Genomic DNA, 13,853 nt, shown 5'->3' with positions numbered 1-13,853 from the left:
ATGAGTTCCGTGAACAGACCATCTAGTAGCAAAAGCACTTACGGATATAAAAAACAACAGTGTTAATGATAAGAAAAATTTCTTTTTCATGATTATATAGAATTTTATGTTCTACTCACACTTTTTTAGGAGGTGAGCAATACCCTGTAAGGGCACAATCATATCTATGATTTTATGGATAAGAATTGTGCGTTTATTGTTCGTTGGCCAAAGGCAGGATGAACTTCCTTCTTTCTATTCTAGAAATGAAAGTTAGTTCAAGATAAATTAGTAGAGTGGTAAAGTGCAAGTTTTACTTGGATTAGTTTTGGTTTTTAGTAAAAAAGTTAATCTATAACCATTTACTTTGTTGTTGTCTATAATCACTGTTTAGCTAAGAAAACAGCCCATTCACTTCGTAATTAACTTTTTCTACTATAGAGGCGAAGTCTTCGATGTTTTTTACAAAGTCCAGGTCGTTTACATCAATTACTAATAGCTTACCGATATCATAATTGGCTATCCAGTCTTCGTAATGCTGGTTTAGGTTCTTTAAATATTCAATTCGGATAAGCTCCTCATAATCGCGGCCACGTTTTTGAATGTTAGCCACCAACTTCGGAATATCTGCTTTTAGATAAATCAATAGGTCAGGAGCTTCGGTATGCTTAATCATAGAGTTGAAAAGCTCCAAATAGTTGTTGTAGTCGCGCTCGGAAATGAATTTCGACTTATAAAGGTTGGCCGCAAAGATGTGGCAGTCCTCATAAATTGTTCTGTCCTGAATAGTGCTCTTTTGCGATTCTCTGATTTTAGCCACTTGGTTAAATCGGCTATTTAAAAAGTACACTTGTAGGTGGAAAGACCAGCGGGTCATATCTTCATAAAAATCCTTTAGGTAAGGGTTGTCATCAACCGATTCTAGCAGCACATCCCATTGAAATTGCTTACCTAATTTTTTTGCTAAAGTGGTTTTTCCTGAACCGATATTTCCGGCAATCGCTACGTGCATCCTTCTTCAATTTTTTCGGCATGCAATTTATCACTTGAAAGTAGGAAAGTGGAGTATAAAGCATAAAAAAAAGCCTGCGAGACAGACCTTTTTTTGAACACCCAATAAATATGAAGATTAAAGATATTACTAAGGTCGAGTTTTAGTTTGAACTGATAATAAACGGCAGGTTACCAAACTATTATGTTGCTAAAAAGTGGCTCTAAATGCCAGAACCGCATTAAATCCAGCTGCACTAATGCCCGATGAGTAAGTGCGGTAATGGGTGTCTAGCAAGTTTTCAAGATTTAAATGGACGGAAAAGTACTCGCTAAAATTATATGAAGAACTGAGGTTTAATGTATACCAAGGCAGCGCGCCATCCGATGTGTATAAATAGGGCTTGTTTTGCTCAGAAGGTGCTAGGTCTTCAAAGGCAATGCCGCCACTATAGCGCACTATAAAGTTCGTCTCAAGTGGATCTTTTTTGTAGCTAATTCCGGTTTCTCCAAACACTGGGCTTACATGTCTTAGCGGCAAATCTTCAACGGTGTCTTTTCCATCGGTGTAAGTTAAATTCATATAGGCATTAAGCCCATTGGTCAAGCGGTAGTTTAGCTGTGCCGAAAGCCCCCAGATAAAGGCTTCTCCAGTATTCACTTCGGCATAAACATCGCTCAAAACACCATCATATTCAATTTGCGATTGGCCGTTAAAAGTGAAAGGCCTTCTCACCATAGCGTCTTTCAACATAGTAAAGTAGTTCACCACATTAATGTTGAGTGTCGGGGTTAGTTGCGCATCGAAACCGTATTCAAAATTGTATGTCTTTTCTGGCTTTAAATCGGGGTTAGGTACGATTACCACACCCGGCTCTGAGTCGAATACTTTACCCACATCATCCATATTGGGCGCCCTAAATCCTGTAGATAAAAGTGCGTTTAATTTTAGTTTGGCGCTTGGCAGAAACACTATGCCCAGGTTTCCGTTTAGGCTTCCATTTTTCAGGTTGATTTCATCGTATGGGAAATCGTAAAAACTCTTATCAACGAATTCAGCATTAAGTTTTACAAAGTTGTACCGAAGGCCAGTGTTGAGGATCCAGCGTTGGCTCAGTTCGTTTTTTATACTGAAATAGGCAGCGGCTGAATTCCATGTATTATCACCATCGGGGTAGCGGGTACTTTCGGGTCTCGTGCTACCATCAACAATGTTTTCCGCATAGGCTTCAGAGTTCACCTTGTTACCGACCAACTCAATGCCGTAAAAAAGCTCATTGTTGAGCCCAAATGACCTTTCAAAATCTAGATTCAGAGAAAGTGCGTCTACTTTTTCGGTACGATGCCTTAACCAGTCTTCACTAAACCTTCTGTCATGGCGGCTTTCTTCCACAAGCTGATATGCCGTAGTGATTTTGAGTGCGTCAAAGAGTTTGGTTGGGTAGAAAAAGCGGCTTTGCAAAGAGTGCATTTGCCACTCTTGCGGACCGTAGTGCCACTCTGCATAAACAGGCTGGCTTACTATATTGGTTTGAATAAGCCTATCGTAGCGCGGAATGTCGGATGATGTAGAATAGTGAAAAGCGTAAGTCAAGTCTGAGAAGTTACTCGTTTTCCACTTAAACTTCTGTAGCACATTGGTTTGGTTGTAGCCAGAGGGCGTTTGAATATTCACATCATTATTCTCAATTCTTTGGTCTTGACCTTCGATTCTCTCTACATACCAATAGCGTTTGCCAAAATTTGGAAAATCTTTTGGGCGATTTTTCCCGGAACGTAAATCATCAAAATTGTTGTAGGTAAAGCTTGTGAACGAAGCGAACTTGGGTAGACTTACACTCAAGTTAAAACTCCCCGTAATGGCTTTGGCTGCGCTTGCTCCGCGAAGTAAAACACCACCGGTTGTGCTTATTCCTTCAGAAGAGAATTCTGGCGATTTGGTATGGAAATCCATAACTCCACCAAGTGCATCGCTTCCGTAAATCACTGCCCCCGGGCCGTAAACTACTTCGGCCTCACTTAAACTATTTGGGTCGAGTGTAATTACATTTTGCAGATTGCCACTGCGGTAAATGGCATTGTTCATGCGTACCCCGTCAACAACCAAAAGCACCGAGTTGGCAGCAAAGCCTCTAATTATGGGGCTTCCGCCTCCAAGCTGGCTTTTTTGTATAAAAACCTGACTTCCAATACTTAGAAGGTCGGCTGTGGTGGCGGGCTCTGCTTTGGCTATTTCCAAAGCTTTAAATTGTGTAATGCGTTGGGGGATTTCACGCTTGTCTTGTTCCCATTTATTGGCCGAAACAACCACATCCTCAAGTTCCTCGGCTGCAGCTCGCATGCTCACTATGTAGGCCTGCTTGGCTAGTCTTTCAAAAGTGATAAGCACAGGCTTATAGCCAATATGACGAATGATTAAGCGCCCTTCTGTACCTAAACTAGAAATGTCTGCACGCCCCATAACATTAGTCACGGCCGCCTTGTCCGAGTCTTCTAACTGAATGGTAGCCTGAGCAATAGGGCTATTGTCCTGTTCGTCTACCACCACAATCTGTTGCGCATTGGCGATTGTGGCCAAACAAAGGCTGGTAAAAAGTAAGCAAACGCTGAAAAGTGATTTTTTGACCAATTTATGAACCAGTTTATTCGCTAAATCATTGAATAAAAGGATTTATGTATTTCCTTGCGCTAATATACCCTTAAAACATGCCACTGGTAGAATCTAGCTATAAGAGACCTCCTTTTTTTTATGCAAATAAGCATTTAGAGACCATCATACCGAGTTTAACTCGTAAAATCGATGGTGTGTTGTATACGCGTGAGCAAATCGAAACACCCGATGATGATTTTCTGAATGTGGATTGGGTTAAAAACGGTAACAACAGGCTGCTGGTGATTTCGCATGGTTTGGAAGGTGGTTCCGACAGACACTATGTAAAAGGCTTGGCCAAGTTGTTTTCTCAGCATGGTTGGGATGTGGCGGCTTGGAATAATCGCACCTGTAATGGCGAAATGAATCGCCAGCGAATCCTTTACCATCATGCGGCCAGTTACGACCTTAGAACGGTGGTTGAGCATTGCATTACAACCGAAAGTTATAAGGAGGTTGTGCTAGCAGGTATTAGTATGGGAGGCGGCCAAACACTCCGGTATTTGGGAGAAGAATCTGAGTTTGGTCTGCCTAAAGAGGTAACTAAAGCTGTGGCTATATCTGCGCCCTGCTCATTGATTGAAAGCGCGGCAACATTGAAAAACGGCTTTAATAAAGTTTATGGGCAAAAGTTCTTGAATAAGCTGAAGTCTAAAATTCAGAAGAAGGCGGAGCAGTTTCCAGATATTGATGTGAATGGCATTGAGAAAATAAAGGATCTTACTCTTTTCGATGAGCTTTATTCAGCGCCAATTCATGGTTTTAAAAGCGCAGAAGAATTCTACGAGCACTGTAATCCATATCCATTCTTAAAGCAAATTACGCGCGATGTGTTGATTATAAATGCATTGAACGACCCGATGCTTGTTGGGGAGTGCTTTCCCGTTTCTGTAGCTGAATCGAATCCACATATTCACCTAGAAATACCTAAGCGAGGTGGTCATGTTGGTTTTATGCTGCCAAATTCAGAGTTTACTTATTCCGAAAAGCGCACCCTAGAGTTTTTGAATGCATAAAAAAAACGCATGCCTCATTCATTCATAATGAACGATTAGCATGCGTAATCAAAATAAAGGGAAAATTTATCCTTGTTCGGACGCCAATCTTGTGAGGGATAGGTCATTCATTTCGTCTTCTGTAAATAGCCTCGATTTTGTAACAAACCTTAGCCCAAGTGGTATTTCTAGCGAAAAACTGGCGCCACGCCCTTTTGTTACATCAATAGTAAGCTGGGTGTGCTGCCAGTACTCAAATTGATCTTTCGACATGTAAAAGTCGCATCTGTGAACTGCGCCCAGCCAAACATCATTTTCGTTTAAAATGAGGTCGTCTTTTTCAAGACACATGGGGGCCGAACCATCGCAGCAACCACCGCTTTGGTGAAAGATCAAAGCCGGGTACTGTTGCCGAAGTTTATCGACAACAGCTTTGGCTTCGTCAGTCATTATAACCCTAGCGACTGTCATTAGAAAAATCCGAGTGCTTTTTTGTCGTATGAAATCAACATGTTTTTGTTTTGACGATAATGATCTAGCATCATCTTATGATTTTCTCTTCCTATTCCTGACTTTTTATAACCACCAAATGGTGCATGAGCAGGGTACTGATGGTAACAGTTTACCCAAACTCTACCTGCTTTAATTTGTCTAGAAATTTGATAGGCCTGATGTGTATCTCGGGTCCAAACACCTGCACCTAGCCCGTAAAGCGTATCGTTAGCTATCTCCAAGGCTTCGGCTTCATCTTTAAAAGTTGTTACACAAAGCACTGGTCCAAAGATTTCCTCTTGGAATACGCGCATTTTGTTGTTGCCTTTTAAAAGTGTCGGCTGAATGTAATAGCCACCTTCTAAACCTTCGTTGTAAGCTGCTTTTCCACCAGTTAGTACTTCGCAACCCTCATCAATTCCTAGGTTAATGTAGTTGAGGATTTTCTCATACTGATCGTTAGATGCCTGTGCCCCCATCATGGTATTTGCATCCATTGGGTGGCCGAGTTTTATGGCCTCAACACGGGCAATCAGTCGTTCAATAAACTTGTCATAAATGCTTTCTTGCACAAGCAAGCGAGATGGGCAGGTACAAACTTCTCCTTGGTTTAGGGCGAACATGGCAGCACCCTCCAAGCATTTATCAAAAAACTCGTCATCGGCTTCCATAACACTTTCAAAGAATACGTTCGGTGACTTTCCACCCAATTCTAGCGTTACAGGTTTAATGTTTTTGGCAGCGTACTGCATAATTAATTGGCCTGTGGTGGTTTCGCCCGTAAATGCCACTTTATCTACTCTTGGGCTTGAAGCCAATGGTTTTCCGGCTTCTACACCAAAACCATTTACTACATTTAATACACCTGCTGGCAAAATGTCTTGAATCATTTCAATTAAGATCATGATGCTTACGGGCGTTTGTTCTGCCGGCTTAAGCACCACGCAATTTCCGGCCGCTAGGGCAGGGGCAACTTTCCAGGTAGCCATTAGAATAGGGAAATTCCAAGGAATGATCTGTGCCACCACGCCTAGTGGCTCTAGCACGTTCATCGAAACGGTGTTGGTGTCTAACTCACTTATGCTACCTTCTTCGGCACGAATAACACCTGCAAAGTAGCGGAAGTGGTCAATCGCCAATGGTAAATCCGCGGCCCGCGTTTCACGTATGGCTTTTCCGTTGTCCCAAGTTTCGGCTCGGGCGAGCGCCTCTAGATTTTGCTCCATTACATCTGCAATTTTCAAAAGCAGATTGCTTCTTTCCGTTGCTGAACTGTTGTTCCAGGTGGGGGCGGCTTCCCATGCAGCGTCAATGGCCATTTCTACATCTTCGGCAGTTGAGCGGGCAACTTTGGTAAAGGCGTTGCCATCTACCGGGGAAACATTTTCAAAATACTGGCCTTGGGCCGGTGCTACCCATTTGCCTCCAATAAAGTTGTCGTACTGATCTTTAAATCTTGGTTTTTCCACCACAGAAGCAGCGGCTGTTACGTTATTACTCATGATTGACTTGTTTTTAAATTGATAAATCTTTTCAAGTCCATTAAGTCAAAATACTGTTTGGCTTATTTGGATTTTTATAAAATTAGGTACTGTTGCAATCGTTTGCCTCCACTATACTTGCAATTGGGTGAACAATACTTGCAAATGCCATGTGCTGAGGCTAGATTACCGTAGTAATCGCTTCAGGTTGAATAAATTGAAGAGAACAGCGGAAGGATTTGACTATGGAATTATCACAGAGCTTTTACAATAGCAGAAGGTTAGAGTCGCTGGTAGAAAACCAGACTACCTATGCAATGGACCAGGCAGAAATGCATGTGTTTGAGACGCATCAGGAGGCTAACCAAGTATTGTTGCAGTTTCACGAACCAGTATTGGCTAGTATGATAGTGGGTAAGAAGGTAATGCACCTGCGAGATCATGAGGCTTTTGAATTTCTGCCTGGGGAGAGCCTGATTCTTCCATCTGATGAGTTAATGTGCATTGATTTTCCTGATGCAGAATTGAACCGGCCTACCAAGTGCTTGGCAATGGCTTTTAACCATGAAAAGATTGATGAAATTGTTGAACAGATGAACTTGGCAATGCCCAAAGTAGACAGTGGTGAGTGGAGGTTTACGGATTACAATTTCCATTTTACCAACGACATGGCTATTCATCAACTGATTCATAAGTTGCTATTTCTATTTACCGAAAATCACCCGTCTAAGTCGCTGTTTGTAGAAATGTCTATGAAGGAGTTGATTGTTAGGATACTCCAGGCTGAATCGAGGGAAATTTATAATACCCAGAGCAAGTCACTGAGCAACAATAATCGTTTGGCTTTTATTATTCGCTATATCCGAGAGAATTTACATCAACCATTAACGGTAGAAGAGCTGAGCAAAAAGGCCTATATGAGCGAATCGAACTTTCATCGCGTGTTTAAGCAGGAGTTAGGGATTTCCCCAGTGAACTTTATTAATAACGAACGGCTAAAACTAGCTGCCAGCCTTTTAAAAGATCCTAACCGTAGAATTAAAGAGGTTTATATGGAGTGCGGATTTAATAGTCTTTCCTACTTCAATCGATTGTTCAAACGCACGAATGCGCTTTCCCCTAAAGAATATCAGATTAAGGCTACTAGAAACTTGGTAGACTAGGCAATGGATAAAATAAAGGCCGAAAACTGAGTTTCCGGCCTTGTAATCTTAATAACTCCGTGTTTGGTTATGGCTTCTTCATTGACACTTTCGAAACCACTGGTAAGTGATCCGAAACCCACAGTCCGTTGGGACGTTTTGTGTCCAAGTGTTTGTAAGCGTTTACCGTTACATTTTTCGAATAGATATAGTCGATTCTTCTATCCAGTGGTGCGTCTAGCTTAAAACCACTGAATGTACCAACTGGGCCTTGAAGGTCTGTAGATTTGGCCAATGCGCCATCTTGCAAATAGTCGCGCAGCTTAGTCATGGCTTCAGTATCAGGAGTAAGGTTAAAGTCGCCCGTAAGAATTACTGGAGTGTCTTCTTCTGTAAATTCATCAATTTTAGTGGCAATTAGCTTAGCCGATTCAACCCTTGCTTTATTGCCTACGTGGTCAAAGTGCGTATTGAACAACCAGAATACTATGCCAGAGTCTTTGTGCTCAAATTGGGCATAAGTACATACCCTTGGTAAGGCTGCATCCCAACCCTTGCTAACTTCATTCGGAGTTTCCGAAAGCCAGAAAGTACCGCTTTTCAACACGTTGAGTTTATTAGTATTGTAGAAGATAGCACTAAATTCTCCCTTAGTCTTGCCATCGTCTCTCCCCACACCAATGTAGCTGTAGCCTGGCGTGTTATTATCTATATAGGTCATTTGGTCCAAAACGGCCTCCTGTACCCCAAAGGCAATTGGAAATTCATTGGTGATCAAGTCAACCACAGCTTCCTTTCTGTGCCCCCACCAATTCTCATTGTCGTGTGGGTTGTTAAAACGAATGTTGTAAGAAAGAAAAGTGAATTCTTCCACATTAGTCTGTGCTATGCTTTGAATAGGGAGTAGTGTGAGTATGCTTAAAAGTAGGGTATAGGTAAATTTCATACCGCTAAAATATACGGTTTGGCTAAATAAGTCTTACACCAAACGATTAAGCTTAAGAGAAACTTTCTATTTAGAATCTTTCAATTGCTAAACTGCTGACTGTATTGCCAATTGAAAGGGACGAAGTTGCCGCTGGACTTGGTGCATTACACACATTAATGGCCTTATTCGCTTCAATAATTGCAAAATCGTCTAGCAAACCACCGGTTCTATCGCAAGCTTGGGCGCGCACACCGGCACCGCCATCCACTAGGTCGTTTTCTTCAATTTCAGGAATTAGCTTTTGCAAAGCCTTGGTAAAGGCTGCTTTTGAGAAAGAACGGTACATTTCGCCAAAGCCAGTTTTCCAGTATTTCATGGCTACTTTTTGAAAGCCCGGCCACATCAGCGACTCGGCCAATTCGCCCAAATGAATTTGGGACTTTTTATAGCCTTCGCGTCTAAATGCCAAAACGGCATTTGGTCCAGCTTCAATACCTCCATTGATCATGCGGGTAAAGTGTACACCCAAAAATGGAAAGTTGGGGTCTGGTACTGGGTAAATTAGGTGCTTTACCAGATACTCTTTTTCCGGTTTAAGCTTAAAGTATTCACCACGGAAAGGAATGATTTTGAGATCGACCTCTTCACTGGTTTGGCGCGCTAATTTATCAGAATAAAGCCCACCACAGTTAATTACCAAACTGGTTTCAAACGATTGCTTTTCGGTGATTACGGTAGCCAATCCAGTACTTTGTTTAATGCCTGTTACTTTTTCACCCAAAAAGATATCGCCACCAAAGGCCTGAATTAATTCAGCATATTTATGGGCTACGGCTACATAGTCTATTATACCAGTATAGGGTACATTAAGTGCTGCAATACCGTTTACGTGGGGCTCAATTTCCTTAAGGGCTTCCATGCTGAGCTTAGATATTTTGTCTAAGCCGTTTTCTAGCCCGCGGTTATATAGGTTTTCTAAAAGTGGTTTTTGAAATTCATCTGTGGCTACTACTACTTTGCCACACAGTTCGTAGGGAATTTCATTTTCGCTGCAAAAATCTAGCAACATCTGGTAGCCGCCAATGCAGTTTCTGGCTTTGAGGCTACCAGGTTTGTAGTAAAGGCCAGAGTGAATTACCCCGCTATTATTGCCTGTTTGATGTTTACAGAGTTCTGTCTCTTTCTCCACCAAGGCAAGCTTTAAGCTGGGCTTTTTTTTGAGTGTTTGATAAGCCGTTGCAAGGCCTACAATACCACCGCCAATTACTACAATGTCGTATTTCATTCCTTAGAATGGTAGGTCGTCCGAATCGTCACTACTTAACCAGTCTGGCTCATCGTTGGCTGCTGGTGGAGGAGGTGTGCTACCGTTACCTGCTGCCGGAGCCGATGCTGTTTCTGGAGTGAGTCTCCAAGCTTGTAGTGTGTTAAAGTATTTAACTTGGCCTTGCGGATCAGTCCATTTTCTACCTTTTAGGTTAAAGCTAATATTAATGGTTTGGCCTTCTGTAAACTGATCAAGTAAATCGCACTTGTCTTGAATAACCTCAAATTTAATGTATTCAGGGTACTGTGGGTTATCGGCAAATTCAACAACGAATTCACGTTTTTTGAATGATTGAGTGATATTTTGAGTAGAGAAAATCTTCTCTATTGTAGCTTTAATCTCCATTGTAAATAATTTGATGGCAAAGCAATTGAATAATTAAAGAAGAAGCAAATAGTTGACAATTTTGCTGGTGCACTTTTTACTTTTTCAAAATTTGCTTGTCTTACTCACAACACTTGTTAAACATTAGGGCTTAACTACTGCTTAGGTGTTAAATAATTAGCCATATTTAAAGGCTCGATTAAATCTTAATGTGAGGAAAGGACTGCTTACGATACTGTTTGTGGCAATAGGGCTTTTTAGCGCTAAGGCTCAGGTAACCACTGAGGGTACCGAGTTTTGGTTGGGCTTTATGGAGAATAATGATGGTCAGAGCCCCTCGGTGCTAGAGGTTTTTATAACGGCTAAAAGTGAAGCCAACGTAAAGCTTGAGATATTTACAAACGGTACTACCAAGAATTTTACAGTACAGCCAGGCAATACACACAGCGAAGTTATAAGTGTTGAACCAAGTAATAGTTTTGCGGCATCTCTTTCCGGTAATATTGAAAACAAAGCGATTCGCATAACGGCTGATCGTAAAATAAGTGTTTTTGCTTTCAACAACAGAATTAATAGTGCTGATGCCACGGTTGTGTTGCCTAAGAATTCTCTCGGGAATGAGTATTACGCAGTAGCATATTATGAAGACCCGCCTTTCAACGATCAGGTGGGAGTTGCCAATAGTCCTTCTGAAATATTACTTGTCTCTCCACAAGATGGTACAACTATAGAAATTACGCCTTCGGTAGATGTGGTAGGAGGTGTTTCTGCAGGTACGACTTACCAAATTACCATGAACGAAGGGGATGTGTACCAGTTGCAGTCGTTTGATGATTTGACAGGAACTTTTTTGAGAACAGTTGATGATGGTAGTTCTGAGTGTAAAACTTTTGCAGTATTTGGAGGAAACAAATGGACACGCGTAACGGGAGGCCAAGATTGCAGCGGAGTGGTAACTGGCCAAGCACCCAATCAAACCAACTGGGCAGGCGGTTACGCAGGCGATCACCTTTTTGAACAAATGTATCCACTGAGCTCGTGGGGGCAGGATTTTGTGGTTACCCCAATTGAGCTTAGAAATAACTATGTGTACAGAATAATCGCTGCCGAGGCTAATACCACCATAAGTATTGATGGGAATTCTACTTTGGTTTTAGGTGCGGGTGAGTATGAGGATTTTGTAGAAACGGGTGTAACGTATTTAAGTGCCGATAAACCCATTTCGGTGGTGCAGTATAGCACATCTGTAAGCTGTGATAATAACAGTGCTAGCGGAGATGGTGACCCTTTTATGATTGTGCTAAGCCCAATTCAGCAGCGTTTGGAGGCCATAACATTTAATGCATTACGAGCCTCTAATATCACAAACTATTTTCTTACAATAATTGTGGATAGAACCGCCACAGGCAATGTAATGCTGAATGATGCTGCTGTGCCCACCTTCCGTTTTAGAAATATAAATGGTACCGACTTGGCTTACGCTTCGCTTAATTTGAGCGGAGGTGAAGATTATACCTTGGAAAGCGAAGATGGTTTTATTGCTTATGTATATGCATATGGAGGCATCGAATCGTTCGGTTACGTAGCGGGCGCTTCATTGGAAAATTTGAACGTGCAGATTAATGCTGCCGATCCTTATTTAATGGAAAATGTCATTTCGCAAGAAGCTTGTATTAATTCCGAATTAACCTTTACCGCAGAGTTTGAGGTAAAACCTGGCGAGCAACCTAGGTATAATACATTCGATTGGCACTTTGGTGACGGTACCACTGCGACTGGTGAAACCGTAACGCATACCTATGATGCCGAAGGAGTGTATGACGTAACGCTTATTGCTTCAGACGGTAATACGAGTTGCGGAGGTGATTCTGAAGTGATATTTGGTTCTGTTACCATCAACGATATTGATGTTGGCGAGGTGATTGGTCCAGCATCCGTTTGCCCCGATGTTACCGGTATTGAATACGCTGTAGATGGCCCTGATGACTATACCTACCAGTGGCTTATAGCTCCGTTTTCGGGGCAGATTACTTCAGCTGATAATACCAAACAGATTACGGTAGACTGGGGGGCAGCAAATGACAATGCCTACTTAAAGCTTGTGCCTTTTAATGAATTGGGATGCCCGGGAGATACCATTACCTATGATGTAAGAATTAACAAACGTTTGGAGCCACTTCCACCTAAAACTGATAGCTATGTGGAAGCAAATAGCATGTTGGCGGAGGTGTGTTTTACTGAAAGAATGAATACACGCTTTTATACAACACCCACAAATGGTTCTGAATACGAGTGGTTTATAGAAGGAGGCGATTTTGTTCCTGCGGGAGCCAATAATAGCAATGAAGTTTTTGTGGATTGGGGCAATGCAGGAGAAGGAAAAATCTGGTACAGGGAATTCAACCCGTCAATTTCTGATTGTGAGGGCTACTCGGATACACTAAATGTTAAAGTTTACGATCAAATTGTCGCTGTACCTTCGGTATCGCATGTGCTTTGTTTTGGGCAGAATAATGGAGCCATAGATTTAACTATCACCGAAGGAAAAGGTAGCAATTATACCGTTGAATGGGATAACAATATGACTGGTGCCAGCATAAGTGGTCTGCGAGCAGGCGATTACGAGGCAACCATTAACGATGATTTGGGCTGCCAAATAACCACAGTTCCAATAACGGTGACGCAGCCCGATGAACTAGAGATTGTTGATGCCCCAATAATTCTAAATGTCCGTTGTTTTGAGGAGGCCAACGGTGCCATTATGTTGAATGTACAGGGAGGAACAACTCCTTATGCGTTTAACTGGACGGGCAATGGAGTGAACGTAACCACAAGTTCACCTGAATTAAATAATCTGAAAGCTGGGGTTTATGCGGTGGTAGTTACCGATGCAAATGGTTGTACTGTGAGCTCGTCAAATTTGGAGGTAACAGAGCCCGACTTATTAGAGCCCGATTTAGAATCCCTTATTAATAACCCCATTTGCCCTGATGCATCTGATGGGACTGCCTTTGTTGATGCAAAGGGGGGGAGCCCCGATTACCAATTCTATTGGAATAACGACCCGAATATTGATGAACAAGAGGGAAGGAGTATGAACCGCGGTACCTACACTGTCCGTATTGTAGATGCCAATGGCTGCGAGACCAGCTTGACGATAGATAAGATAGAGCGTATTCCGCGTATTTATATGCCTAATGCATTTAGCCCAAATGGCGATAATGTAAACGATGAATTTAAGCCTGTGGCGGACTGTGCTGTGGTTTACTCTATACAAATTTTTAATCGTTGGGGAAGCGTTGTGTTCGCCTCTGAAGACCTTACTCAAGGTTGGGATGGCACCTTCGAAGGTGGAGACGCGCCAAATGGCAAATATTCTTATGTTATCTTTTATGCAGGCACTTTGAATGGGGTCACTTTCGAGGAAAATATAAGGGGTACGGTTAATCTTTACAGATAAAATTTCCTTGAATTTCTAGCACCACTTTACACTAAGCTCTTCAATTGACTAATTTCGCTTAACTTCAATTTTTTAATAGAAATTA

General features: G+C 42.0%; 10 protein-coding genes. 3 read left to right on the top strand and 7 right to left on the bottom strand.

Annotation, left to right across the window (positions count from 1 at the left end):
• Positions 1-373: 373 nt before the first annotated feature.
• Positions 374-991 (bottom strand): deoxynucleoside kinase, encoded by a 618-nt coding sequence (locus BMW98_RS15370; RefSeq protein ID WP_090259531.1) that lies wholly within the window; start codon positions 989-991, stop codon positions 374-376.
• A 189-nt stretch (positions 992-1,180) separates the two neighbouring features.
• A complete protein-coding gene (locus BMW98_RS15365; RefSeq protein WP_090259529.1) occupies positions 1,181-3,547 on the bottom strand; it encodes a TonB-dependent receptor in 2,367 nt (788 codons plus the stop codon).
• A gap of 128 nt (positions 3,548-3,675) precedes the next feature.
• On the opposite strand from BMW98_RS15365, the gene BMW98_RS15360 reads away from it, so the two are divergent.
• The gene (locus BMW98_RS15360; protein WP_090259527.1) at positions 3,676-4,635 is read left to right on the top strand and encodes a YheT family hydrolase; all 960 of its coding nucleotides are present in this window, start codon (positions 3,676-3,678) and stop codon (positions 4,633-4,635) included.
• Positions 4,636-4,701: 66 nt separating this feature from the next.
• On the opposite strand, the gene BMW98_RS15355 is transcribed toward BMW98_RS15360, so the two are convergent.
• Complete coding sequence (locus BMW98_RS15355) at positions 4,702-5,064, bottom strand: DUF779 domain-containing protein (RefSeq protein ID WP_338060843.1); 363 nt, start codon at positions 5,062-5,064, stop codon at positions 4,702-4,704.
• A gap of 20 nt (positions 5,065-5,084) precedes the next feature.
• Entirely contained in the window at positions 5,085-6,608 is a 1,524-nt protein-coding gene (locus BMW98_RS15350; protein WP_090259523.1) for an aldehyde dehydrogenase family protein, read from the bottom strand.
• Positions 6,609-6,832: 224 nt separating this feature from the next.
• On the opposite strand from BMW98_RS15350, the gene BMW98_RS15345 reads away from it, so the two are divergent.
• Positions 6,833-7,750, top strand: coding sequence for a helix-turn-helix transcriptional regulator (locus BMW98_RS15345; protein WP_090259522.1), 918 nt, complete (start codon positions 6,833-6,835; stop codon positions 7,748-7,750).
• 67 nt (positions 7,751-7,817) lie between these two features.
• Here the strand turns inward: BMW98_RS15345 and BMW98_RS15340 are convergent, their stop codons facing one another.
• The 3 genes from BMW98_RS15340 to BMW98_RS15330 form a co-directional block, all read right to left on the bottom strand.
• Complete coding sequence (locus BMW98_RS15340) at positions 7,818-8,675, bottom strand: endonuclease/exonuclease/phosphatase family protein (RefSeq protein WP_090259521.1); 858 nt, start codon at positions 8,673-8,675, stop codon at positions 7,818-7,820.
• A gap of 70 nt (positions 8,676-8,745) precedes the next feature.
• Entirely contained in the window at positions 8,746-9,942 is a 1,197-nt protein-coding gene (gene lhgO, locus BMW98_RS15335) for an L-2-hydroxyglutarate oxidase (protein WP_090259520.1), read from the bottom strand.
• A gap of 3 nt (positions 9,943-9,945) precedes the next feature.
• Positions 9,946-10,329, bottom strand: coding sequence for a DUF3127 domain-containing protein (locus BMW98_RS15330; protein ID WP_090259519.1), 384 nt, complete (start codon positions 10,327-10,329; stop codon positions 9,946-9,948).
• Positions 10,330-10,519: 190 nt separating this feature from the next.
• Here BMW98_RS15330 and BMW98_RS15325 point away from each other — a divergent pair, with 190 nt between their 5' ends.
• The gene (locus tag BMW98_RS15325) at positions 10,520-13,768 is read left to right on the top strand and encodes a T9SS type B sorting domain-containing protein (RefSeq protein WP_090259518.1); all 3,249 of its coding nucleotides are present in this window, start codon (positions 10,520-10,522) and stop codon (positions 13,766-13,768) included.
• Positions 13,769-13,853 lie beyond the last annotated feature (85 nt).

The organism is Roseivirga pacifica, from assembly GCF_900111145.1.
GTDB classification, from domain to species: Bacteria; Bacteroidota; Bacteroidia; order Cytophagales; family Cyclobacteriaceae; genus Roseivirga; species Roseivirga pacifica.
Note: the sequence above shows the minus strand (reverse complement) of the source record. Positions and strands in the feature narration are given on the sequence as shown.

What these genes read in the sequence shown, in the direction of transcription:
- BMW98_RS15370 (WP_090259531.1), bottom strand. Translation starts at nt 991, where the DNA reads ATGCACGTAGCGATTGCCGGAAATATCGGTTCAGGAAAAACCACTTTA.
- BMW98_RS15360 (WP_090259527.1), top strand. Translation starts at nt 3,676, where the DNA reads ATGCCACTGGTAGAATCTAGCTATAAGAGACCTCCTTTTTTTTATGCA.
- BMW98_RS15355 (WP_338060843.1), bottom strand. Translation starts at nt 5,064, where the DNA reads ATGACTGACGAAGCCAAAGCTGTTGTCGATAAACTTCGGCAACAGTAC.
- BMW98_RS15350 (WP_090259523.1), bottom strand. Translation starts at nt 6,608, where the DNA reads ATGAGTAATAACGTAACAGCCGCTGCTTCTGTGGTGGAAAAACCAAGA.
- BMW98_RS15345 (WP_090259522.1), top strand. Translation starts at nt 6,833, where the DNA reads ATGGAATTATCACAGAGCTTTTACAATAGCAGAAGGTTAGAGTCGCTG.
- BMW98_RS15340 (WP_090259521.1), bottom strand. Translation starts at nt 8,675, where the DNA reads ATGAAATTTACCTATACCCTACTTTTAAGCATACTCACACTACTCCCT.
- lhgO (WP_090259520.1), bottom strand. Translation starts at nt 9,942, where the DNA reads ATGAAATACGACATTGTAGTAATTGGCGGTGGTATTGTAGGCCTTGCA.
- BMW98_RS15330 (WP_090259519.1), bottom strand. Translation starts at nt 10,329, where the DNA reads ATGGAGATTAAAGCTACAATAGAGAAGATTTTCTCTACTCAAAATATC.